Here is a 23,750-nt window from a genome sequence, read left to right on the forward strand (position 1 = left end):
ATCAGCGCCCGCTTTGTAGCCGATGATATTATGTTAGCACTTATAAAGTCATTTCATCCTCGCGACTCGGCTCCATCAAGTCACGCAGCACCGTAGGCAACATTTCGGGCAAATCCTCGGCGATGAGACCGGGTCCGAAACGGGTGGCACTCACGCCATGCAACCAGACGGCTGCGGAAGCCGCCTCGAAGGCCGGCATGCCCTGCGCGAGCAGACCGCCGATCATCCCGGAAAGCACATCGCCGGAGCCCGCCGTCGCGAGCCACGGTGGCGCGTTATCAGCAATCGTCGCGCGCCCGTGCGGCTCGGCGACAACAGTATCCGGCCCCTTCAACAGGATCACACACCCCATGGCCTGCGCCGCCGCCCGCGCACGATCAGGCTTCGAGCGCCCGGCGAAATCACCCCGATCGGCGAAAAGATTGCCGAACTCGCCCTCATGCGGCGTCAGAACGACCGGCGCCCCGGAAGCCGCAATCGCTTTGGCAAGCCGCTGCCTTTCCTGAGCGAAACTGGTCAAGGCATCAGCGTCAAGAACGAAGGCCCGTGGCGATCCCGCATGCGTTCCGGCAGCCGGGCCACTGGCTTGCAGGATCGTTTCGACCAATAGGCGGCTCTCCTCACCGACCCCCAATCCGGGGCCGATCACCACCACATTCTTGCGATGATCCTCGAGCAGCTTGCGCAGATCAGCCGGACTGTCGCAGACACGCGTCATGATCGCGGTCAGCGCGGACGCATGGACCAATAAGGCCTCGCTGGAGGTCGCGACCGTAACCAGACCCGCTCCTGCACGCAAGGCTCCGCGCGCTGCGAGCCGCGCAGCGCCGGTCTGTGCTACCGGGCCGGAAACGACGACCGCATGACCTCGTGAATATTTATGGCCCTCGATGCGCGGCACCGGAAAATCCCGCTCCCAGGCGGCTGGCCGGTTCAAGAAGGTCTGGGGCTTGATTTCAGCCAGAACGGATTCGGCAATGCCGATGCCGACGACAACGGTTTCACCACAATGTATGCGTCCCGGCAAAAGAACATGTCCGGGCTTACGACGAAAAAATGTGACCGAGCGTCGCGCCTTGATCGCGACACCCAGGATCTGGCCACTTGTCCCATTGATGCCCGAGGGAAGATCGACGGCAAGGACCGGTTTGCCGGTTTTTTCACTCCATTCATTGACACGCAACACGAGATCCCGCGCGGCTCCCTCGAGCGGCCTCGAAAGGCCAGCACCGAACAAAGCATCAATGACGAGATCCGCGTGCTCCAGATTGATTTCATGTGCCGCAGTAATCGGCCCGTTCCACGCACGCGCGGCACTATCGGCATCACCATGCAGGGCATCGCGCGCGGCCAAGAGACCAAGCCGGACATCGAAACCATGCACGGACAAAAGGCGAGCGGCGACGAAACCGTCGCCGCCATTATTACCCGGCCCGCACAATACGACGATACAGCCTTCATCGGGCAACAGACGCAGAGCCTCGCGCGCCACGCCAGCGCCCGCCTGCTCCATCAGGAAAGATCCGGGCACGCCGGAGTTGATCGTCAATCTGTCGGCCTCGGCCGTTTCCGCATTGCTGAGAAGTTCGAGGGGGAGCGCTTGGGACATGGGACGGGCCAGAAATAACGGGTGAGCTTTGCCTTATGACGCTCCCAATGGGATCAGGCATCATGCCGGCGATTGACGAAAACGAGGAAAGAGCTGATCCCTGATCCAGTGTGGATCAGGGAAAGGATGATGGCTGAAGGACCTGGGTCCTTTCATTGACGCTCGGAAGGGAGAGGAATATGAAGAACCCCTTGCCTTTCCTGGTTTGGGCATGATCCCGCCAAAGATTTACGATATCATGTCTCAAACTGTAGAAAATGCATCGGCCTTTTCCCCAAACAGCTTCTGCTTGTGGGTCTGGTGCCGCGGCAAGCACGCCGGATTCCTCCGGCCCTGCTTGCGTTTCGCATCGTGACTTTTGGGTTGAAGCCCTTTTCGTGAAACACTGTTCATGAAATCACGCACCGCCAAATTCGGCATAGGCCAAGTGGTTCGGCATCGGAAATATCCCTTCCGTGGCGTTATTTACGATGTCGATCCGGTGTTTGCGAATACGGAAGAATGGTGGCAGGCGATTCCCGAGGAAGTCCGTCCCAATAAGGACCAGCCATTTTATCATCTCTTCGCGGAAAATGCGGAGACCGAATATGTCGCCTATGTCTCGGAGCAAAATCTCCTGCTCGATACATCCGGCGATCCGCTGCGCCATCCGCAGGTCGAGGAGGTGTTCATCCGCTCTCCGGAAGGCGCCTATCAGGTCAAGAGCGCCCGCCTGAACTGAACGCTCTGTGGCTGGGGTCCCGGCCGGAAGGTCCCTGTTTCCGGCCGCTTCATGTTTATGACTTCCGCTTTTGCGACAAAGCCTTTGAAGGTGCTTATTTTCCCGCCGGAGCCGGTGCAGCGGCTGGAGCTCCACCTGCGGGCGCGGGCTGCGCCGCTTCGAGCTTCTTGCGTTCCTCCTCGGCCCGCTTCTGCAATTCCGCCTGCAATTTCTTCTGCTGCTCTTCGAGCACTTTAGGATCGATCGGCGGACCGTCGAAAGCCTTGCCAAAACCTGTCAAGGGCACAGCGAAGGTCACCTCATTATTGACCTGATTCTTGACGGCGACGTTGAAGACCGAGCCTTTTTTCATCTGGTCGATCGTCGTGCCTTTCACCCTGGCCTCGGCGAAACAGCCATTCGGGAAGCAGAGCTCAAAAGCGCCTTCAATGGTCGGATTTTTATCGACCGAGAAACGCAAGCCCGGGCGCAGCAGCAAACCGACCGGCATCAACAGGCGAACAACGCGTGTATCCTCACCCTTGATGTCATAGACTGCCAGAGCGAGGACCGGCGGCTGATCGGCCTGGGAACCGAAATCCCTGGTCGTATAGCAGATTTCCTTACCGCTGGCCGGATCGTGACCGCAAACCTTGGTCCAATCATTTTGCGTGGCGATGAGATCGAGCCGTATCGGGCCTTGCGGTTGTTGCGGGGCCTGCTGGCCTTGCGCGGGAGCCGGTACCGCCGGTTGCGGAGCTGGCGCGGCCGGCTTACGCGCCTGTGCCATGGCCGATTGCATGGTCAGGGCGTCGGCCAGGAGCCACCCGGCGGCGCACGCCAAAGCCATGCGCTTTAACGAATAAGGCATCCAATTTCCTTTCAGTCAATCTGGCTGCGATATCGGGCTCTACGATATCAGACGCGTCAACCGCTCCACCCCCGCGGAGATCGGCGCCGGTCCAGTTCATCCCGCCGGGGCTGCGACGGCAAAATGATCACGCCGCATGGGGTTAAGCACAGGAAAGGCGCTTGGCAAGCCCGAGAAGCCCGTGCTTGTGGAAATTTTCGCCAACGCTCGCAGGACGGAAACACAAGCCAGCCTTTGAGCAGGAAAATCTGAAAAAATAGTGCCCGGACACAGGACCTGACAAAATTATCTCCTCTTTTCTGGCTTAGTGCCCAATGCTTAATCTTTATCTTTCCTTTGTCTCCTTATCTTCGTCCCACATCCCCCGCTGCGCCGGTTTCCTCGATGCCTTGCTCCTGTTTCAAACCTGTTTTCCTCCTCCTCTTGCTTTGGCAGACATCCTTTGGATTCGCATCGCTTGGAAGGGCCGCAGAAGCCGCGCATGCGATCGCCATGCATGGCGAGCCGGCTCTCTCAGCGGATTTTCCCCATTTTCCCTACGCCAATCCCAATGCATCGCAGGGCGGCACTCTGCGTCTTGGTTTTCAAGGGACATTCGACAGTCTCAATCCATTCAATCTCAAAGCCGGTTCGACCGCCCAAGGTCTCAACGGCAATATTTTCGAACCCCTCATGACGCGCTCGCTCGACGAGCCTTTCACGCTCTACGGATTGATCGCCGAGTCGATCGAGACCGATGACTCACGCGAGTTCGTCATTTTTCATCTCAACCCCAAGGCGCATTTTTCCGACGGCACACCCATCACGGCAGACGATGTCCTCTTCAGTTTCAACCTGTTGAAAACCCATGGGCGGCCACAGCATCGCGTCTCCTATGGCATGGTGAAATCAGCCACTGCTCCCGATCCCCTGACTGTCCGCTATGATCTCAATTCCGGGCAAGACCGGGAAATGCCCCTGATGCTCGCCTTGATGCCCGTTCTGCCCAAACATCTCGTCAATCCAGCGACCTTCGATGAAGCGACGCTCAATCCGCCGACCGGATCGGGCCCCTATATCCTCACGGAAGTCAAACCGGGCGAGCGTCTCATCCTGCATCGAGATCCCCATTATTGGGCGGCCGATCTGTCGACACGGCGCGGCCTGTTCAATTTCGAGACGATCACCATTGACTATTTTCGCGACGCCAACAGCCTGTTCGAAGCTTTCCGGGCGGGCCTCATCGATTTCCGCGAGGAGACCAGCCCCGCACGCTGGATGAAGGCTTATGATTTTCCAGCTCTCACCGAGGGCCGGATCTTCAAGGAAGCTTTGCCCATCGGCGGCCCCAAGGGCATGGAGGGATTCGTCTTCAATCTGCGGCGCCCCCTCTTCACGGATATCAAGGTTCGCGAGGCGCTCGCCTCCCTCTTCGATTTCGAATGGATCAACACCAATCTTTATGGTGGCCTGTACCGCCGCACACAGAGTTTCTTCGACGAATCGGAATTAGCCTCCACCGGCCGCCCGGCGAGCGAGGCCGAACGGCGCCTGCTCGCGCCGTTTCCCGGCGCGGTGCGTGAGGATATTTTGGAAGGGCGCTGGCATCCACCGCAGACCGACGGCTCAGGGCAGGATCGCACCCAACCTCGCCATGCTCTCGGGCTCCTGCACGAGGCAGGTTATGATTTGAAGGACGGCCTCCTCTCCAAGGAGGGTAAGCCGCTCTCCTTCGAGATCATGGTCACGGATCGTAATCGAGAGAGGCTGGCGCTTGATTATGCCCGTTCGCTGACCCGGATCGGCGTCGATGCCCATGTCCGCCTGGTCGATGAAGTTCAGTATCAGCGGCGGCGCCAAAAATTCGATTTCGACATGATGATCGGCAGTTGGATAGCCTCCGCCTCGCCCGGCAATGAGCAGCGGTCACGCTGGGGCTCGAAAAGCGCCGATCAGGAAGCCTCGTTCAATCTTGCCGGTGTCAAATCACCCGCCGTGGATGCGATGATCAATCATCTCCTCGCCGCACGAACGCATGACGATTTCGTCACAGCCGTACGGGCCTATGATCGTGTTCTGCTTTCAGGCTTTTACGTCGTGCCGCTGTTTCATTCGCCGACACAATGGATCGCCGGAACGACACGGCTCGGCCGGCCCGATGTCCTGCCCCGCTATGGCGCGCCGAGCGGCAGCGCGACCTTGGAAACCTGGTGGATGCGGCCGTAAAACGGAACGTGCCCGGACGCTTGCGACCAGAAACGCTCTTGGCCTGGTTCCTGCCTCTTCGCTCGAATGCCAAGCCATCGTATAATCAAGCCGTTCCGCTTTGGTGGCCCTTTCGTTTCCCTTCAGTGCATGAGCCTTTCCCGTGAGTGAAGAAGATCCCGGCCCCGTGCCGATCGACATTGTCGGAGATATCGTCTCCGTTCCCTGTTTCCTGGGGCTGCGGCTGGTCAATGCCGTGGTCAGTTCCGTGCCTGGGCTTGCCGTCGATATCCGATGGTATCCGTTCCAGATCGCACCCGATCTCCCGCCTGAGGGCATGGACCGCGCGGCCTATCTCGCGCAAACCTATGGTGCCGATCAGGTCGAAGCCGTGTTGGCGCAAGAAGCCGAAAGCGCCCGCGAATTCGGCCTCGAACTTGCGCTTGACCGTATTACACATCAACCCAACACATTCCTTGCTCACCGGCTGATCCGCTTTGCCTATGGTTTCGGCGTTCAAACACAGATCGTCGAGCGCCTGTTTCAGGCCTTTTTCCTCCAAGGCCTCGATATCGGCGATCGTGCCGTACTCATCGCGCTCGCAGCGAAATCGCGCCTTGATCCAGCCGCCGTCGAAGCCTTTTTCGCACAAGGCGCAGATATCGAGCTCCTGGAAAAGGAAATGTCCGATATTCGTCACGCCGGCGTCAGCCAAGTGCCGCGTTTCACCTTTGCGGGCAAGGAGGACATTATCGGTCTGCAACCAGCCGATATATTCGCCGACGCCTTGTTCAATTCGATCGAAGGCTGAACACCGAATGGGTGACTGGCCGAGGGGCATTCCCTCTTGGCCAATCATCGCGCAATGGCCGGCACCCTGCTCAACCGAGCCCCACCCTTTTCCATGCCGAACCTCCAAGTCGAATCTCCAGCTCGAAGCACTGATCACAAGCTTGTGATCGATCTCGATGAGACGAAGGTTCACTTTTTCCGTACCCTTCGGTACGTATCTCAGCAACAATAGAATCAAGGTCGCGACACCGCGCGTCCGCAGCTCGACCACCTGCTCGCCGGAATACGACCCGAGGAAGCCGAGCAAACCCATGCTGCTGCAGTCCCCCAGCGGCAGCAGACACTCGCACGCAGTGATTACGCCTTCCTATAGGTGTTCGTGGACCCGCAAACCGCCTTTCAAGCCACGCAAGCGAAACGCACTCTGACTGCCGTGGTCATGGCGGCGATCACCTTCACATTATTGACGCTTGCCGCTTTCAGTGTCCGCCGCGTTCTCATCACTTGAATTCCAGAGGTCCTATGGAACAGACTCTTTCCGCTCCGCAGAAACCCGAATCCTATCTCGACCTGCCCTTCTTCTGGCCGTTCAAGAACGTGACCAACATGACCGAGGAAGGTCTCACCCTCCTCAAGAAGAATCTTGAGTTTTTGGCCGAGGAACAAAAGTTCAAACACGGCCTGGAGCCGCATCTTGCAACCCCGAATACGATCAAGCTTGATCTGCGCACCGTGCGCTTTCGCGATTATTCGAAGCCTGACGCCACGGGCATACCCACGATCGTCGACGCTCCCTTCGCTGGTCATTCGGCCATGATTGCCGATTATCACAAAGGCCAGAGCTTGATGGAAACCTTGGCCGCCAATGGCATCGACAATCTCTATCTGTTCGACTGGAAATCAGCGACGCTTGATATGAAGGATCTCGAGATCGATCAATATCTCGCCGAGATCAATGTCTGCGTCGACGATGTCGGCGGAAGGGTCAATCTCATTGGTCTATGCCAGGGCGGCTGGATGTCCGCCATGTATGCGGCGCGTTTTCCCCACAAGGTCGCAAGCCTGGTCCTCGCCGGCTCACCAATCGATACGGACGCCGGCAATGGGCCGATCAAGCAGATGGCGCACACCTATCCGCTTTCCTTCTATCAGGAGCTGGTGCAAATGGGCGAGGGGCTCATGCGTGGTAAATTCATGCTGGCCGGCTGGAAGAACATGCATCCGGAAGCTCATTATTTCCAGAACTATATCGATCTTTACGAACATATCGACGATCCGAATTACATCTCCAAGGAAGAAACCTTCGCGAGCTGGTACGAGCATCCGATCGACCTGCCCGGACGCTGGTATCTTCAAGCCATCACGCAGCTCTTCAAGGAAAATCGCTTCGCCAAAGGCACGTTTGTCGCGCTGGGCGAGACCCTGAACCTGAAAAACGTCACCTGCCCGGTCTATCTGCTCGCCGGTGAAACGGACGATATCACCACCAAGGAACAGGTGTTTGATGCCGACAAATATCTCGGCACACCGAAGGACCAGATTCAGAAACAGCTCGTTCCAGGCGGCCATATCGGCCTGTTCATGGGAACGCATACATTGAAGCAAGCCTGGCCCGGCATTGCCGCCTGGATCCGGACGAATGGGAAGTAAATATCTCACCCAGTCGTGATAACAAAGCTACGGGTTCGGCTTGCCGGCTCGTTTCAGTCTTTACGAAAAGAGACTGATACCAAGGGTCGCGGAGAGTGACCTTGGTTCCTGGTATCAGCCAGTGTCTATGCTTGGATCTTTGGAAGAGGTGTAGCGCCTGCGCTCTATTTTTTTTGAAAACGCATCAGATTGGACCCAAAAAGTGGGAGCCACTTTTGGGTCTGATGCTCTAGGCTGCGCACTGTTCCAATTCGATCAGGGCACCGTTGAAATCCTTCGGATGGAGAAACAAGACCGGCAGGCCATGGGCTCCGATCTTGGGCTCGCCATCACCCAGGACACGCGCGCCATTCGTCACCAGGCGATCGCGCGCGGCTTTCAGATCATCGACTTCATAGCATACATGATGAATGCCGCCCGATGGATTACGTTCGAGGAACGCAGCAATCGGTGATTGGCCGCCGAGAGGCGTCAGCAATTCGATCTTCGTATTGGGGAGAACGACGAATACCACACTGACCCCATGCTCAGGCAACGCCTGAGGCTCGGAGACTTCGGCGCCGAGAGCCTGGGTGTAAAGCGCCGAAGCCGCCGCGAGATCTGGCACGGCGATCGCCACATGGTTCAAACGTCCGATCATGCTCTTGCTGTCTCTTCTTGCTGTTTTTAACGAAGATAAAAGGCTGGGTCCTTCTGGACAAAACCTTGATGCGCGCTGAGAGTTTCAAGCAGTTCCGTAGCGGCCGAGAAAAGCGGTGTCCCCGGGGGAAAGATCGCGGCGGCACCGGAATCACGCAATTGTGCGTAATCTTGCGGCGGCACGACGCCACCGACAACAATCATGATTTCGGGATGGCCAAGCTTGGCCAGTTCCTCGCGCAATTCCGGCACGAGGCTCAAATGTCCACCGGCGAGCGACGACACGCCAATGACATCGACATCCTCCTCGATCGCCTGGCGCGCGGTTTCCTCCGGCGTGGCGAAGAGCGGACCGAGCACGACCCTGAAGCCGAGATCGGCAAAGCCGGAAGCCACCACTTTCTGCCCACGGTCATGGCCATCCTGGCCCATTTTCGCAACGAGCACGGCGGGGAGATGGCCACTGTTTCGGGTAAAATCCTCGACAGCGGTGACGGCTTCCTGAATGGATTCCGCCTTGTGGCTCATCGCCTCTTTGTAAACACCGCTCGTGACCTCAATCGTGGCACGATGGCGGCCGAAAACTGTTTCGAGCGCCGCGGACATTTCCCCAACCGTCGCCTTGGCGCGCGCTGCTGCAACCGCCAACGCCAGCAGATTCCCCTTGGTTCGGTCCGCCGCCGCCTCAGTCAGAGCTGCGAGCGCCCGCAAAACTTCCTGATTGTCACGTTCAGCACGCAGCCGGGCGAGCTTTTCAATCTGAACCGAACGCACCGCCGAATTGTCGATCTGCAAAATATCGATCGGCTTTTCCTCAATCGGCTTGACATGATTGACGCCGATAATGCGGTCGAGCCCGGCGTCTATCCGGCCCTGTGTGCGGGCGGCGGCCTGTTCGATCCGCAATTTTGGCAAACCGCTGCCAATTGCCTTGGCCATGCCGCCAAGCGCCTCAATTTCGGCAATGTGACCACGCGCCTTGGCGGCGAGTTCCGCCGTCAAGGCTTCGACATAATAGGAACCACCCCAGACATCGATGATCCGCGTAATGCCGGTTTCCTGTTGCAAAAGAAGCTGGGTGTTGCGGGCGATACGGGCCGAAAATGCGCTTGGCAAGGCAAGCGCTTCATCGAGCGCGTTTGTATGCAGGGATTGCGTCTGCCCCGCTGTCGAGGCCATGGCCTCGACGCAGGTGCGCGCAACATTGTTGAAGACATCCTGAGCAGCAAGCGACCAGCCCGAAGTCTGGCAATGTGTGCGCAGCATCAAGGATTTTTCATCCTTGGGGCCGAACCGCTCGACAAGCTCGCACCACAACTGCCGCGCCGCCCGCAGCTTGGCGATTTCCATGAAGAAATTCATGCCTGTCGCGAAGAAGAAGGACAGGCGTGGAGCGAATTGATCAATGCCGAGCCCCGCCGCGATGCCGGCGCGGATATAGTCCACGCCATCGGCGAGTGTATAGGCGAGTTCCAGATCCTGTGTCGCGCCGGCTTCCTGCATATGATAGCCGGAGATCGAGATCGAATTGAACTTCGGCATATGTTTCGCCGTGAAAGCGAAAATATCCGCGACGATCCGCATCGAATCCTCGGGCGGATAAATGTAGGTATTGCGGACCATGAACTCTTTCAGAATATCGTTCTGAATGGTTCCCGCGAGTCGTTCGGGCGCCACGCCCTGTTCCTCGGCCGCGACGATATAGAGCGCGAGAATCGGCAAAACCGCGCCATTCATCGTCATGGAGACACTGATGTCACCGAGGGGAATGCCCTGAAACAAAGTCCGCATGTCATAGATCGAATCGATCGCCACGCCCGCCATGCCGACATCGCTCGCAACACGCGGATGATCGGAATCATAGCCGCGATGCGTCGCAAGATCGAAGGCGATGGACAAGCCCTTCTGGCCGGCGGCGAGATTACGGCGGTAGAAAGCATTCGATTCTTCCGCCGTGGAGAAACCAGCATATTGGCGGATCGTCCAAGGCTGTGTGACATACATGGTCGGATAGGGACCACGCAGAAACGGCCGCATTCCCGGATAAGTATCGACCGAGGCGAGCGTGTGCCGGTCTGTCTCTGTATAGAGGCTTTTGATAGCAATGCCCTCAGCCGTCATCCGTGGCGACGTACCCACGGGCTGCGTCGCAGCATGGACATCGGCCCATGACGCCTGGTCCGGAGCGGCGAAATCGGGAATTCTGCTCATTAGATCGCCTCCGCCAGAGTAGATGCTTTTTCCTTCAGGAGAGCGGTCGGATAGGCCAGCCCGTCGCAGCCGGTAAAGATGAACGCCTCAATCCCGGCGCTGCGATAGGTTTCCTCCGCCTGCCCCGGCTTGCCGGCCAGAACAAGATGGGCGCAGCCGGCCTCAGCCAGTTTGCCCGCCAGCGGAACGGCCTGTTCCGCATACAGGACATCCGAGGAACACAAACAAGCCGCCAGTGCGCCGCTTTCGGCAAATCCCGCGATCAAGGCCGCCTCGCTCTCGAAACCTTCATTTTCCAGAACGTCGAAACCGGCCGCCGCGAAGAAATTCTGGGCGAAAGCAGCACGCGGTGAGAAATCGGATCGCGAGCCGAAATTGGCAAGGAAAATGGCTGGCCTTTTGCCCAATTGCGCCGTCAATTCATCGGCTTTGGCATATAAGCGCTCAAACGGCGCCGACACTCTCGAGGCCGGCAACAGCGATGTCTCTTGAGCGTGGTCCCCATCGAGATCAGAAACCGGCGCGAGGACCGCTACTGGCAGTTCCCCAGGGTTCGGGAAAGCGCTGGTGCCAATGATCGGCAGACGACGACGCGCAACCGCCTGCCCCCGCTCGCTTCGTGTCTTGCCGATGGCAGCCTGAACCGACCCTTTGGCCAAGGCGGCACCAAGACCACCCTCCTCCTCGATGGCACGGAACAAGCTCCAGGCGGCTGAGCACAAAGCTTCGGTCAGATTCTCGAAAGCCCCCGAACCCGCAGCCGGATCATCGACCCAGCCGAGCCGAGCCTCTTCCAAAAGGATCAAGTGCGTGTTGCGCGCAATGCGCCGGGCGAAATCGTCCGGCAGGCCGAGCGGCTGTGTGAAGGGCAGAATGGAGATCGAATCCGCTCCGCCGCAGCCCGCCGCCAAGGTTGCGGTCGTGGCGCGCAGAACGTTATTGAACGGATCACGCCGCGTCATCATACGCCAAGCCGTCTCGCCATGCAGGTCAAGCGTAGACGGGCCAAGACCGCAAGCCGCTTCCACCCGTGCCCAAAGCCGGCGCAGGGCCCTGAATTTCGCCAACGTCAAGGTGAGATCGGCATCGGCGGCCAAGGCGAAGGCCAGCCAGGACCTCGCTTTTTCGAGATCATGGCCCTTGGACTCCATCGCCCGCAGAAGTGCGACGCCATTAGCGAGGACAAAGGCGAGTTCCTGGGCCTCAGACGCACCGGCGGCATGAGCCGGGCGCCCATCGCACAGAAACACCCGGCCAGAAAACGCCCCGGCCTCCAACTCAGGCAAGAGAGCCAAAGCCGCCTCAAGGGGTGCCGCCAAAGCCGCGGCGTCCTTGGCATGGAAAGCGGCGCCACCGATAGGATCAAGACCCAGATGAAGATCGAGACGCGCCAGACTCACGCCCTGGCGCGCGGCCAAGTCAAGCAGCCCGCGCGTTGCGGCCAAGCCCTCGGGGCCGGCTTCAATCCGCAAGGAGAGCCCAGGAGCGAACAGTGAGCCCAAGACTTGCTCGAGCGTCGAAACCGTAAAATCCTTAAGGCCAAATCCATAGGCATTCGGCGCCTTGGCGCCGACCAGAGCCAGACCGTCCGCGCCATGAGCGAGATCGGTCAGGGCCGTCGCATGGGCGGAGGCAGGCTCGACGTGATCGATCCGTTGCACGATGTTCCAGGACGAATGCCGTGCACGAATCGCGCGTGGAGCATCGACATGGGCCGCCGGATAAAGCGGGCCGATCGGCAGCGCATCGAAACTATGGGCTATAAGCCTCGCTTCGAAATCAGCGCCCTTCAGCACCTTATCGACCCGAGCGCGCCATTCCTTCTCCAAGGCTGCTCCCGCCGCCGCGGATTGTTTCGGATCGACAATCGTCATGTGCCTGTCACCGCCCTCTTTTCATCATGCTTGGCGAGCACATATGATCACAACCTTGTGCTCTTGGGAGCTAGACGAAAGAAGGAACCAGGGCGCGCAAATGCCGTCTTTTCAAAGATGAAAAACATCTTTCATAGTATGGCTGAGGCTACGCTTAAAAGGGAAGCGTTCTTTCGGGTCAATCGCTCAGAATCCGTGAAAAAGCCTTCGTAAATCGCGCCGCAGCTTCTTTTATCGTAGTCATCACGACATAATTCGTGACTATCCTGAAAAATCAGGACGAACTCGTCAAAGTACCGGCATCAATTCAAATATGTGAAGCCCTCTTTCGTGCTCATGGAGCATGCTATGCCCGACAAGTCGAGCCAGCAATTTTTGGAGCCCGCATTGCCTGTTTCCGTCCCCGCGTCCCCCCTTCAGGCTTTAGCGCCACAGGAAGCAGTTCCAGATCTTTGCGCCACAAATCAACCACCGGGCACCTGCCCCAGCGACACAAAGGCTCATCCCTATTTCCGCATGCTCGACCGTTTAGTGGGCGGTTTGAGGGCGCGCTCCACACAAGGTGTTTCACCAACGTCCCTGTTTCTCGCCTTGAGTGATTGGGCGATCAATCTCGCCGGCGCCCCTGGTAAACAGGCCGATCTCGCACTGACCATTTGTCGTGATACAGAGCGTCTCTTTCTGGATATCGTTTTAACCGCATTGGATGCGAAAACGCCTCTCGCCTTTACACCAGAGCCGGGTGAACAGAGGTTCAAGGATCCTGCATGGAACCATCTCCCCTATCGGTTCTGGTTGCAGACCTATTTGCGGTCACGCGATTGGTGGCGGCAAACCGCCGCCGACGTCCCAGGCCTTTCGCCGCATCACAGCGATATTGTCACCTTCGTTCTCGAGCAGGTGCTGGTGGCGCTTTCACCCGCCAACAACCTTGTCACCAATCCTGAGATCATTCAAAAAATCATCGAGACGGGCGGCCGCAATTTCCTTGATGGCGGCCGCAATCTGGTCGAGGACATCACCCGGCTTATCGCCGGTCAAATGCCTGCCGGTACCGAGGCCTATAAAGTTGGCGAGACGGTCGCCGTCACACCGGGCAAAGTGGTACTGCGTAATCGTCTCATCGAATTGATTCAATATGCGCCGGAGACGGAGAATGTGAAGGCCGAACCGATTTTGATCGTGCCGGCCTGGATCATGAAATATTACATCCTCGATTTGTCACCCCATAATTCATTGATCGCCTATCTCGTCGGCAAGGGACATACTGTCTTTTGTATCTCCTGGCATAATGTCACCTCGCATGATCGCAATCTTTCCCTTGAGGATTATCGCCTTCTGGGCGTGATGGCGGCGCTTGAGGCCGTCAACCATATTGTCCCAGGTCGTCTGGTGCATGCGGTCGGCTATTGTCTCGGTGGCACCTTGCTGTCGCTGGCCGCCGCCGCCATGGCCGAGATCGGCGATGAGCGTCTCGCCAGCATCACCCTGCTCGCGGCCCAGACCGATTTCACCGAACCCGGCCCCCTGCAGGTCTTCATCGACGAGAACGAAATCAACTCGCTTGAAAGCCTGATGTGGGAACAAGGCAATCTCCATTCATCACAAATGGCAACGGCCTTTGAATTGCTGCGGCCCAACGATCTCGTCTATGCCCATATCGTGCAGGATTATTTCCTCGGCGAGAGGCGTCCAATGCTCGATCTCATGGCCTGGAATGCCGACGCCACCCGCATGCCCTACCGTATGCATTCCGAATATCTCCGCAAATTCTATCTCAACAACGACCTCGCTTCTGGCCGTTACATGATCGAGGGCCGCACGATCGCGATCCAGAACATTCGCGTGCCAATCTTCGCGGTCGGCACCGAACGTGATCATGTCGCGCCCTGGAAATCAGTCTACAAGATTCACTATCTCAATGATGGCGACATTACTTTCGTGCTGACCAAGGGCGGTCATAATGCCGGTATCGTGAGCGAACCAGGCCACAAGGACCGCTCTTTCAGGATCAGCCATAGGCGCGTGGGCGATACCTGCCTCAGCCAGGAGGAATGGGAAGTTGCTGCACGGCCACGCCAGGGCTCCTGGTGGATCGCCTGGGAAGCCTGGCTCACCGATCATTCGGCCAAGGTCTTCGTCGCTCCCCCCAGCATGGGAGCGCCGCGTGATGGCTATCCGCCACTCGCCAATGCACCAGGCTCCTATGTCCTCGAGACGTGACCCCAAAAGTTTTATCTTTTGGGACAGGATTAGACGCTGCAACGCACCAAGAGGCTCATGACCGATCCCCTGCTCCATAATCGCACCTTCGACGAACTGATACTCGGCGACACTGCGTCCCTGACCCGCCTCGTGACATCCGAGGACATACAATTGTTCGCGGCTGTCTCGGGCGATGTCAATCCGGCGCATCTCGACGCGCATTACGCGGCAACGGATTTATTCGGTCATGTTGTCATTCACGGTATGTGGACGGCCAGTCTGATCTCGACCTTGCTCGGCACGCAATTGCCGGGGCCAGGCACGATCTATCTAGGCCAGAATTTGCACTTCTGCAAACCTGTCGCGCCGGGCGATACCATTACGGCCCGCGTCACGGTGAAGGAAAAAAAGGCCGAGAAACACATCGTCCTGCTTGATACGATCTGCACCAACCAGCAGGATAAGGTCGTGCTCAGCGGTACCGCGACCGTGATGGCTCCGACGGAAAAGCTCACTCTGCCGCGCATGGCTGTGCCTGAAGTGACACTTCAGCACCATGATCATTTCAGCCGCTTCGTGGATGAAGCACGTGCCTATGCGCCGATCGTCACCGCCATCGTCCAGCCGACGACACCGGAAGCCATCAAAGCGGTCATCGAGGCCCGCGAGGCTGGTCTGATCGAACCCGTGCTCGTCGGGCCGCAAGCCAAAATTTCCGCCGCCGCGGAGGCCGCCGGCGTTTCGATCGCCGGCTTTAAATTGGAAGCCGTCGAACATAGTCACGCCGCCGCCCAGCGCGCCGTGGCGCTTGCCTCGAACGGGACGGTCGCGGCCCTGATGAAAGGTAGCCTGGAAACGGAGGAATTGCTCGCGGCCGTCGTTGCCCGTGATTCAGGCCTGCGAACCGACCGGCGCATCAGCCATGTCTACGCCCTCGACGTCCCTTCCTATCCAAAGCCTTTGTTTATCTCCGACGTCGCCATCAATATCGCGCCAACACTCGAACAAAAGCGCGACATCTGCCAGAATGCGGTGGACTTTCTGCATCTGTTGGGCATAGCCGAACCGCTCGTCGCGGTGCTTGCCGCCGTCGAAATCGTCAACCCCGAAATGCCGGCGACGGTCGACGCCGCGGCCCTCACCATCATGGCAACACGCGGTCAGATCAGCGGCGCCAAAGTCGACGGCCCTCTCGCCTTTGACAATGCGGTCAGTTTCGATGCGGCCCATATCAAACATATTAGTTCACCCGTCGCCGGTCAGGCCGATCTCCTTATTGTTCCCAATCTTGAAGCCGGCAATATGCTCGGAAAGCAATTAGTCTATCTCGCAGGCGCTGAGGCCGCCGGCCTGGTGCTCGGCGCGCGCGTCCCAATCGCGCTCATGAGCCGTTCGGATTCGCTGAAAACCCGCCTCGCCTCACTTACACTGGCTAAGCTCGCCGTTTGGCGACGCAAGACTGAGGCAACTTTGCCGTGATCTTTTCCAAGGCGGATGGGAGCTCCCCGCCCCCGTCCTCCGTCATTTCCGGAGTGACTCTTGACTGCTAATTCTCAACAGCCGGAGTTGAATCCATTCTGGACTCACTCCGTTGACGATCTCCTAGGTCAATTGTCCTGTTCCGCCAAAGGCCTGAACAGCGAGGAAGCGCAGCAACGGCTGCAGCAATATGGTCTCAATTGCGATGCGCCCCCCAAAACCGAGAGCGCCTTGCGCGCGGTCCTCCGACGCCTGCTTGAACCGCTCTCCCTGATCCTTCTGCTGGCGGCGGTCGTCTCCCTCATCACGGGAGACACGACCGGGGGGAGTATCATCGTCGTCATTCTCATTCTGTCGATCGGGCTCGACACCTTTCAGGAAGGCCAAGCAATCAAGGCCGCGGCGGAACTACGCCATTCGGTCGCCCTCAAAGCCGAGGTTAAGCGTGACGGACGCTTCCAATCGATCCTGATCGGGAATGTCGTCCCCGGCGATTGTATCCGCGTGCGCGCGGGGGACATTATCCCAGCCGATGCGATCCTGCTTGAAAGCACCGCCTTCACCACCGACGAAGCCGCCTTGACCGGTGAACCCTATGCGATTGAGAAAAAGCCGGGGGTGGTCAAGAGCCTCACCGTGGCGGAGGCGAGCAATGCGATCTTTCGCGGCTCCGTCGCCTTGACAGGCGAGGCTCAAGCCTTGGTTATCGCGACAGGCAAGATGACCTTGTTTGGCGAAGCGGCCCTGGCGCTGGCGGAAGCACCCATCATTTCCCCTTTCCAGCGCGACCTGCATAATCTTGGTCTCGTCATCGCACGATTGACCCTGGCTCTCGTCTTGCTGGTTCTCATGGCTCGTGTCGTCGCCGGCCGTCCGCTTCTCGATTCACTCCTTTTCTCCGTCGCGCTCGCAGTCGGGCTCACGCCCGAACTTTTGCCGATGATCACGACTGTCACATTGACGCGCGGAGCCATGCGCATGGCGAAGCGCAAGGTCATCGTCAAACGGCTCGCCTCCATCCATGATCTTGGCGCCATGAATGTCCTCTGCACGGACAAGACCGGCACCTTGACCTCGGCCTCCATCACACTGGCCTATGCCATCGACCCTAATGGCACCAAAACGTCACGGCCGGCAAAGCTCGGGGCCATCGCCGCTGAACTTGGGGGCGACCGAGGTGCGCTCGACAAAGCCTTGATCGATAGCACACCCGACGCGGCGCGGGATTGGCAATTACGCGACCGGCATGCCTTCGATTACAATGCTCGGCGCGGCGCCATTCTCGCGGAGGGACCAGACGGCCTCGTTCTCATCGTCAAAGGCGCTCCGGATGCCATCATTGGCCTTTGCACGGCGCAACGCGACGGCGAGGGCACCAAGCCCATGGATGCGGAGGCCCATCACCAGGCAGAGGAGCGCGTCCATGCCTTGTCCGGTGAAGGACTGCGCGCCATCGCCATCGCGACGCGCCCCTGGGCGAAGGGCGTCTATCAGATGGATTCAACCGCCGAGAAAGAACTCGTTTTCGAGGGGCTTTGCGCTTTCGCCGACCCGCCGAAGCCAACGGCGGCAGCGGCCATTAACCGTTTGAAGGCATCAGGCATACGGCTGAAAATTCTCTCAGGGGATGATCCAATCGTCGTCAAGAGGCTGGCCGGTCTCGTCGGTCTCGGCACGGGAGCGGTTCTCACTGGCGCCGAGGTTGCCGCCATGAGCAACGAGGCGCTGGAATATCAGGTCCAGCATGTCGATGCCTATGGCCGTCTCACGCCGGATCAGAAGGTCCGCATCATCCGGGCCTTGCAGGCGCGCAAGAGCATTGTCGGTTTCATGGGCGATGGCATCAATGACGCACCGGGATTGAAAGCCGCCGATATCGGCCTTTCCGTCGAGGGCGCGAGCGGCGTGGCACAGGCCGCGGCGGATATGATCCTGCTCGCCTCGGATCTTTCGGTCGTGGCCGATGGAGTCGTCGAAGGACGGCGCACATTCGCCAATATTCTCAAATATATACGGATGGGAGCGAGTTCCAATTTCGGCAATATGCTGTCAATGGCTATTGCTTCGCCGACATTATCCTTCCTGCCGATGCTGCCGACTCAAATTCTCCTGAACAACCTGCTCTATGACGGGTCGGAGATCGGCATTCCACTCGATCATGTCCGCCCAGAATCCACGGCACGACCACAAATATTCGACGTAAGGAATCTCGTCCGCTTCGCGGCGATCATGGGTCCATTATCCTCGATATTCGATATCCTGACTTTCCTCATGCTCCTGTTCGTTTTCAAGGCCGACCCCGCCCTGTTCCGAACAAGCTGGTTCCTCGAATCCATGGTGACGCAGATTCTCGTGATCTTCATCATCCGCACCAATGGCCGCCCCTGGGACGACCGGCCGCATCCGGCGCTCATACTCTCCTCTTTCGCCGCTTTGGCCATTGCCGTCATTCTCCCCTTCACGCCGGTCGGCGCCTGGTTCGGCTTTGTCGTCCCGCCGCTGCCGATTCTCGCGAGTATCTTTGTCCTCGTGCTCGTTTATCTGCTGATCGCTGAATTCCTCAAACCCTTCGCCACGGGCATTCCGCGTCCAAACGGCAAATGGTTCTGAAACCATTATCCGCGCATATCGTTGAGACGCATGAGTCAGCCACGCCCAAGACCAATGCTTTTTTACGCAAAGCAGAATGCTTCACGTAAACAGCGATAGCGGAGAGCAATAATGGATGATCGCGCGCACGGTCCGGCCGGAATCAGTCAGCCTCTCTCGCCGGATCTGTTGCAGCGTCTCAATGCCTGGTGGCGCGCCGCCAATTATCTCTCGGTGGCGCAGCTCTACCTTCTCGACAATCCGCTGTTGCGGCAAAAGCTCACCCTGGATCATATCAAGCCGCGCCTGCTCGGCCATTGGGGCACGACACCGGGGCTCAATTTCATCTATGTGCATCTCAACAGGATCATCAAGGAACGCGATCTCGATATTCTGTTCATTGCTGGCCCCGGGCATGGCGCGCCGGGGCTCATTGCCAATAGCTGGCTGGAAAAGACCTATAGCGAGGTCTATCCCGCTGTTTCGCAAGATATCGAAGGCATGACCCGGCTATGCCGCCAATTTTCATTCCCTGTCGGCATCCCGAGCCATGCGGCGCCGGAAACACCCGGCTCCATCCATGAAGGCGGCGAGCTTGGCTATTCGCTCTCCCATGCCTTTGGCGCGGTCTTTGACAACCCCGACCTGATCGCGGCCTGCGTGATCGGAGACGGCGAGGCGGAAACCGGCCCACTCGCCACGTCATGGCATGCCAATAAATTTCTCGATGCCGCGCGTGATGGCGCCGTGCTGCCGATCCTTCATCTCAACGGCTATAAAATCGCCAATCCCACCGTGCTCGGGCGCATCCCGTCCGATGAATTGGAAAATCTGCTGCAAGGCTATGGCTATGCGCCCCTTTTCGTCGAAGGCGACGACCCGGACATTATGCATCGGCACATGGCCGAAGCACTAAATGTCGCTTTTGCGGGTATTGCCAAAATCCAGCGAGCCGCACGTGTCGAGGGCCATATCGAGCGGCCACGCTGGCCCATGCTGGTGCTCCGCAGCCCCAAGGGCTGGACCGGCCCCAAAACGGTTGACGGGTTGAAGACGGAAGGATTTTGGCGTGCCCATCAGGTCCCATTCACCATCGCCGACAAGCCTGAACATCTCTCGCTTCTCGAAAGCTGGCTGAAAAGCTACCGACCGGAGGAGCTTTTCGAGGAAAGCGGCGCCCTCAAGCCGGAGATTGCTTCCCTGGCCCCCAGCGGGGAGCGCCGAATGAGCGCCAATCCGCAGGCCAATGGCGGCAACTTGCCACGGCCGTTGCAAATACCGGATTTTACCCTGCATGCCGTCGATGTCGATTACCCCGGCGCACGAACGGCAGAGGCGACTTTCGTTATGGGGCAATTTCTGCGCGACATCATGCGCGCCAATGAGACAAACAAGAATTTCCGCGTCTTCGGGCCGGATGAAACCGCCTCCAACCGTTTGCAGGCGCTCTACGACGTCACGGACAAGACCTGGAATGCCGCCTTCATCGCGGAGGATGAACATCTCGACCCGACGGGCCGCGTCATGGAAATCCTCAGCGAACATACATGCCAAGGCTGGCTTGAAGGCTATCTGCTCACGGGGCGCCATGGCCTCATGTCTTGTTATGAGGCCTTCATTCATATTGTTGATTCCATGGTCAATCAGCACGCCAAATGGCTCAAGACGGCGCGTGGTGTCCCATGGCGTCGGCCCATCGCCTCGCTCAATTATCTTCTAACGTCTCATGTCTGGCGCCAGGATCATAATGGCTTTAGCCATCAGGATCCCGGTTTCATCGATCATATCGCCAACAAGAAATCCGATATCGCGCGCGTTTATCTACCGCCGGATGCCAATTGCCTTCTCTATATCACCGATCATTGTCTGCGCAGCTGGAACAGGATCAATGTCATTGTCGCCGGCAAACAGCCGGAACCGCAATGGCTCGACATGGAGGAAGCGATCAGCCATTGCCGCGCCGGTCTCGGCATCTGGAGTTTCGCTAGCAATGATCAAGATAGCGAGCCCGATGTGGTCCTCGCCTGCGCCGGCGACGTGCCAACGCTCGAAACCCTCGCCGCAGCCGATTTCTTGCATACACATCTGCCGGAGGTGAAAGTCCGTGTCGTCAATATCGTTGATCTGTTTGCGCTAGAGCCGCAAACACGCCATCCGCATGGCTGGAGCGATAAGGATTTTGATACGCTGTTCACCAAGGACAAACCGGTGATCTTCGCCTATCATGGTTATCCTTCCCTCATCCATCGGCTGATCTACAAGCGGACCAACCATTCCAATTTCCACGTCCACGGCTATCAGGAAGAGGGTTCAACGACGACACCCTTCGATATGGTGGTGCGCAACCGGCTCGATCGTTTTCATCTCGTCGGCGACGTTGTCGATCATCTACCGAAGCTCGGCGCCAAGGCGGCCTATGTCAAACAATGGCTGCGTGACAAGTTCGCCGAGCACGAACGCTATATCGTGGCGCATGGCGAGGATTTGCCGGAGATCCGTCATTGGCGCTGGCCAGAATGACAGCTCGATCGCCAGCGGCCGTAAAGAATGACCGCTGGCATCGCTCATACCTTCGATTACCGCCGCCGCATAGCCTCAGCCAAGGCGGCACCAAGCGCGCCATGAGAGGATGCCGACTGCTCCTTCGGGCGCGCTTGTTCCCGATTGTTCCCACGCCCGGCACGTGCAGGAGCGCTTTGGGGTGTGGCTTCCTGTGTTCGCATGGAAAGCGCGATGCGCTTGCGCTTCACATCGACTTCCACGACCCGCACTTTTACGACATCACCAGCCTTGACCAGATCATTGGGCTCCTTCACGAAGCGGTCGGCCAATTGCGATATATGAACAAGCCCGTCCTGATGAACACCAATATCGACGAAAGCGCCGAAATTGGTGACATTGGTCACCGTGCCTTCCAGCGTCATGCCTGGTTTCAAGTCCTTGATATCGTCTATCCCCTCGGCGAAGGTCGCTGTCTTGAATTCGGGGCGCGGATCACGGCCGGGTTTTTCAAGTTCAAGCAAAATATCCCGTACGGTCGGCAGACCGAAACGCTCGTCCACGAATTGAGCCGGATTGAGAGATTTCAAGGTCGCCGTATCACCCATCAGGGAACGAAGATCCCGGCCGCAAGCCGCCACGATCTTGCGGGCAACGCCATAGGCTTCCGGGTGAACCGAGGCCGCGTCCAAAGGCTCCGTGCCATGAGGGATTCGTAAAAATCCGGCGCAGAGTTCAAAGGTGCGCGGTCCGAGACGATGCACATCCAGAAGTTCGCGCCGATTTGTAAACGCCCCCTTCAGATCACGATGGACGATGATCGCATCGGCCAGCGACGTGCTGAGCCCGGAGACACGTGAGAGCAAGGCGGCCGAGGCCGTGTTGAGATCGACACCCACCGCGTTCACGGCGTCTTCAACAACGGCATCCAGGGAGCGGGCAAGCCAAGCCTGATTGACATCATGCTGATACTGACCGACGCCAATCGATTTCGGATCGATCTTGACGAGTTCGGCAAGCGGATCCTGCAAACGCCGCGCGATCGAGACCGCGCCCCTGAGGGACACATCGAGATCGGGCATTTCAGCGGCGGCCAATGCCGAGGCCGAATAGACCGAGGCCCCGGCCTCGCTGACCACGACCTTGATCGGCTTCGGCCCGGGAAGCGAGGCAATCACATCCGCCGCCAAACGGTCGGTCTCACGGCTAGCCGTACCATTGCCGATGGCGATCAATTCAACGCCATGTTTACGGATCAGCCGGCCAAGCTCGGCCATAGCGCCCACCACATCATTGCGCGGCTGAAAGGGATAAATGGTCGCTGTGTCAAGAAGCTTCCCCGTCGCGTCCACCACGGCGACCTTCACGCCCGTGCGAATGCCCGGATCAAGCCCCATGGTCGGCCGCGAGCCAGCGGGTGCAGCGAGCAGGAGGTCCTTGAGATTGCGGGCGAAAACCAAAATGGCCTCCTTTTCCGCGCGCTCCCGCAAATCATTCATCAGATCGAGCGACAAATGCAGAGATAGCTTAACTCGCCACGCCCAACGCGCGATATCGAGAAGCCATATATCCGCTGGCTCACCCTGCAAAGGAATGTCATAGGCTTCCGCAATCATGCGCTCAGCCGGCTTGATCGCCGATGTATCATCCACGTCCACTTCGATGGAGAGTGAAAGCACATCTTCATTGCGGCCGCGCAGCATTGCCAAGGCGCGATGGCTCGGTACTTTCGACCAAAGTTCGCAATGGTCGAAATAATCGGAGAATTTCTCGCCCGCGGTCTCCTTGCCTTCCACCAAGCGGGAGCGCAACATCGCATGGCCCTGGAGATAGCTCCGTAACCGGCCGACGAGATCCGCATTTTCGGCAAAAGTTTCGGTGAGAATATCACGCGCCCCTTCAAGCGCGGTTTTGGTATCCGGCACATCCTCGGACAGATAAGCCAAAGCCAGCTCCTCGGGGATCACCTTGCGATCGGCGAGGATGGCCTCGGCCAATACTCCCAAACCCCGCTCGCGGGCAATTTCCGCGCGTGTGCGGCGCTTCGGACGATACGGGAGATAAATATCTTCAAGCTCGGCCTTTGTGGCGGCTTCCGCAATTTTGCCGGCAATCTCGTCGGTGAGCTTGCCTTGATTGGCGATCGACTCGCTAATGCTTTGGCGCCGTGCCTCAAGCTCACGCAAATAGGCTAGACGTTCCTCGAGTTGGCGCAATTGAGTATCATCGAGACCGCCTGTCGCCTCCTTACGATAACGCGCCACGAAAGGAACTGTGGCGCCCTCGTCGAGCAAGGAGATCGCGACCTTCACCTGTTCCGGTCTTGCCTGGATTTCGGTGGCAATGGTTCGGGTAATGCGATTGGTGTCTGTGGCCATGCCTGTCTCATCGATTCGGGATAGGCCACCCTAGAGCATATTTCCGAAAACTTGCAAAGTTTTCCATAAT

Annotated in this window: 15 protein-coding genes; 9 read left to right on the forward strand and 6 right to left on the reverse strand. The window is 58.4% G+C overall.

Annotated features, from left to right (window positions below):
* Positions 1-40 precede the first annotated feature (40 nt).
* Complete coding sequence (locus BIND_RS11090) at positions 41-1,609, reverse strand: bifunctional ADP-dependent NAD(P)H-hydrate dehydratase/NAD(P)H-hydrate epimerase (protein ID WP_012385166.1); 1,569 nt, start codon at positions 1,607-1,609, stop codon at positions 41-43.
* Positions 1,610-2,000: 391 nt separating this feature from the next.
* Between BIND_RS11090 and hspQ the strand changes: the two genes are divergently transcribed.
* Positions 2,001-2,330 (forward strand): heat shock protein HspQ, encoded by a 330-nt coding sequence (gene hspQ, locus BIND_RS11095; RefSeq protein ID WP_012385167.1) that lies wholly within the window; start codon positions 2,001-2,003, stop codon positions 2,328-2,330.
* A 94-nt stretch (positions 2,331-2,424) separates the two neighbouring features.
* Here hspQ and BIND_RS11100 read toward each other — a convergent pair whose 3' ends face one another.
* Positions 2,425-3,180 carry an invasion associated locus B family protein gene (locus tag BIND_RS11100; protein WP_012385168.1) on the reverse strand — a complete coding sequence of 252 codons (756 nt, stop codon included), beginning with the start codon at positions 3,178-3,180 and terminating at the stop codon, positions 2,425-2,427.
* 384 nt (positions 3,181-3,564) lie between these two features.
* Between BIND_RS11100 and BIND_RS11105 the strand changes: the two genes are divergently transcribed.
* The 4 genes from BIND_RS11105 to BIND_RS11115 all read left to right on the forward strand — a co-directional run bounded on the left by BIND_RS11105 (position 3,565) and on the right by BIND_RS11115 (position 7,806).
* Positions 3,565-5,385, forward strand: a complete 1,821-nt coding sequence (locus BIND_RS11105) for an extracellular solute-binding protein (protein WP_012385169.1) — start codon at positions 3,565-3,567, stop codon at positions 5,383-5,385.
* 142 nt (positions 5,386-5,527) lie between these two features.
* Positions 5,528-6,175 carry a DsbA family oxidoreductase gene (locus BIND_RS11110; RefSeq protein ID WP_012385170.1) on the forward strand — a complete coding sequence of 216 codons (648 nt, stop codon included), beginning with the start codon at positions 5,528-5,530 and terminating at the stop codon, positions 6,173-6,175.
* 360 nt (positions 6,176-6,535) lie between these two features.
* Positions 6,536-6,664: a hypothetical protein gene (locus tag BIND_RS22190; protein ID WP_280109981.1), complete on the forward strand. Its 129-nt coding sequence runs from the start codon at positions 6,536-6,538 to the stop codon at positions 6,662-6,664.
* Between the two features lie 14 nt (positions 6,665-6,678).
* A complete protein-coding gene (locus BIND_RS11115) occupies positions 6,679-7,806 on the forward strand; it encodes an alpha/beta fold hydrolase (RefSeq protein ID WP_012385171.1) in 1,128 nt (375 codons plus the stop codon).
* A 229-nt stretch (positions 7,807-8,035) separates the two neighbouring features.
* Here the strand turns inward: BIND_RS11115 and mce are convergent, their stop codons facing one another.
* Genes mce through BIND_RS11130 form a run of 3 tightly spaced genes read right to left on the reverse strand, consistent with a single transcriptional unit; the run spans position 8,036 to position 12,530 of the window.
* Complete coding sequence (gene mce / locus BIND_RS11120; RefSeq protein ID WP_012385172.1) at positions 8,036-8,446, reverse strand: methylmalonyl-CoA epimerase; 411 nt, start codon at positions 8,444-8,446, stop codon at positions 8,036-8,038.
* Between the two features lie 26 nt (positions 8,447-8,472).
* Positions 8,473-10,656, reverse strand: coding sequence for a methylmalonyl-CoA mutase (gene scpA / locus BIND_RS11125; protein WP_012385173.1), 2,184 nt, complete (start codon positions 10,654-10,656; stop codon positions 8,473-8,475).
* Positions 10,656-12,530, reverse strand: coding sequence for a methylmalonyl-CoA mutase family protein (locus tag BIND_RS11130; RefSeq protein ID WP_012385174.1), 1,875 nt, complete (start codon positions 12,528-12,530; stop codon positions 10,656-10,658). Before BIND_RS11130 ends, scpA begins: the two co-directional genes overlap by 1 nt.
* A 348-nt stretch (positions 12,531-12,878) precedes the next feature.
* Here BIND_RS11130 and BIND_RS11135 point away from each other — a divergent pair, with 348 nt between their 5' ends.
* From BIND_RS11135 to BIND_RS11150, 4 genes are all read left to right on the forward strand, one after another.
* A complete protein-coding gene (locus BIND_RS11135) occupies positions 12,879-14,753 on the forward strand; it encodes a PHA/PHB synthase family protein (RefSeq protein ID WP_012385175.1) in 1,875 nt (624 codons plus the stop codon).
* 57 nt (positions 14,754-14,810) lie between these two features.
* Complete coding sequence (locus BIND_RS11140) at positions 14,811-16,214, forward strand: bifunctional enoyl-CoA hydratase/phosphate acetyltransferase (protein ID WP_012385176.1); 1,404 nt, start codon at positions 14,811-14,813, stop codon at positions 16,212-16,214.
* Positions 16,215-16,274: 60 nt separating this feature from the next.
* A complete protein-coding gene (mgtA, locus tag BIND_RS11145) occupies positions 16,275-18,824 on the forward strand; it encodes a magnesium-translocating P-type ATPase (RefSeq protein WP_012385177.1) in 2,550 nt (849 codons plus the stop codon).
* Between the two features lie 111 nt (positions 18,825-18,935).
* Positions 18,936-21,323 (forward strand): phosphoketolase family protein, encoded by a 2,388-nt coding sequence (locus tag BIND_RS11150; RefSeq protein ID WP_012385178.1) that lies wholly within the window; start codon positions 18,936-18,938, stop codon positions 21,321-21,323.
* A gap of 56 nt (positions 21,324-21,379) precedes the next feature.
* On the opposite strand, the gene BIND_RS11155 is transcribed toward BIND_RS11150, so the two are convergent.
* Entirely contained in the window at positions 21,380-23,680 is a 2,301-nt protein-coding gene (locus tag BIND_RS11155; protein ID WP_012385179.1) for a Tex family protein, read from the reverse strand.
* Positions 23,681-23,750: the final 70 nt, after the last annotated feature.

It is taken from the genome of Beijerinckia indica subsp. indica ATCC 9039 (genome assembly GCF_000019845.1).
GTDB lineage: Bacteria > Pseudomonadota > Alphaproteobacteria > Rhizobiales > Beijerinckiaceae > Beijerinckia > Beijerinckia indica.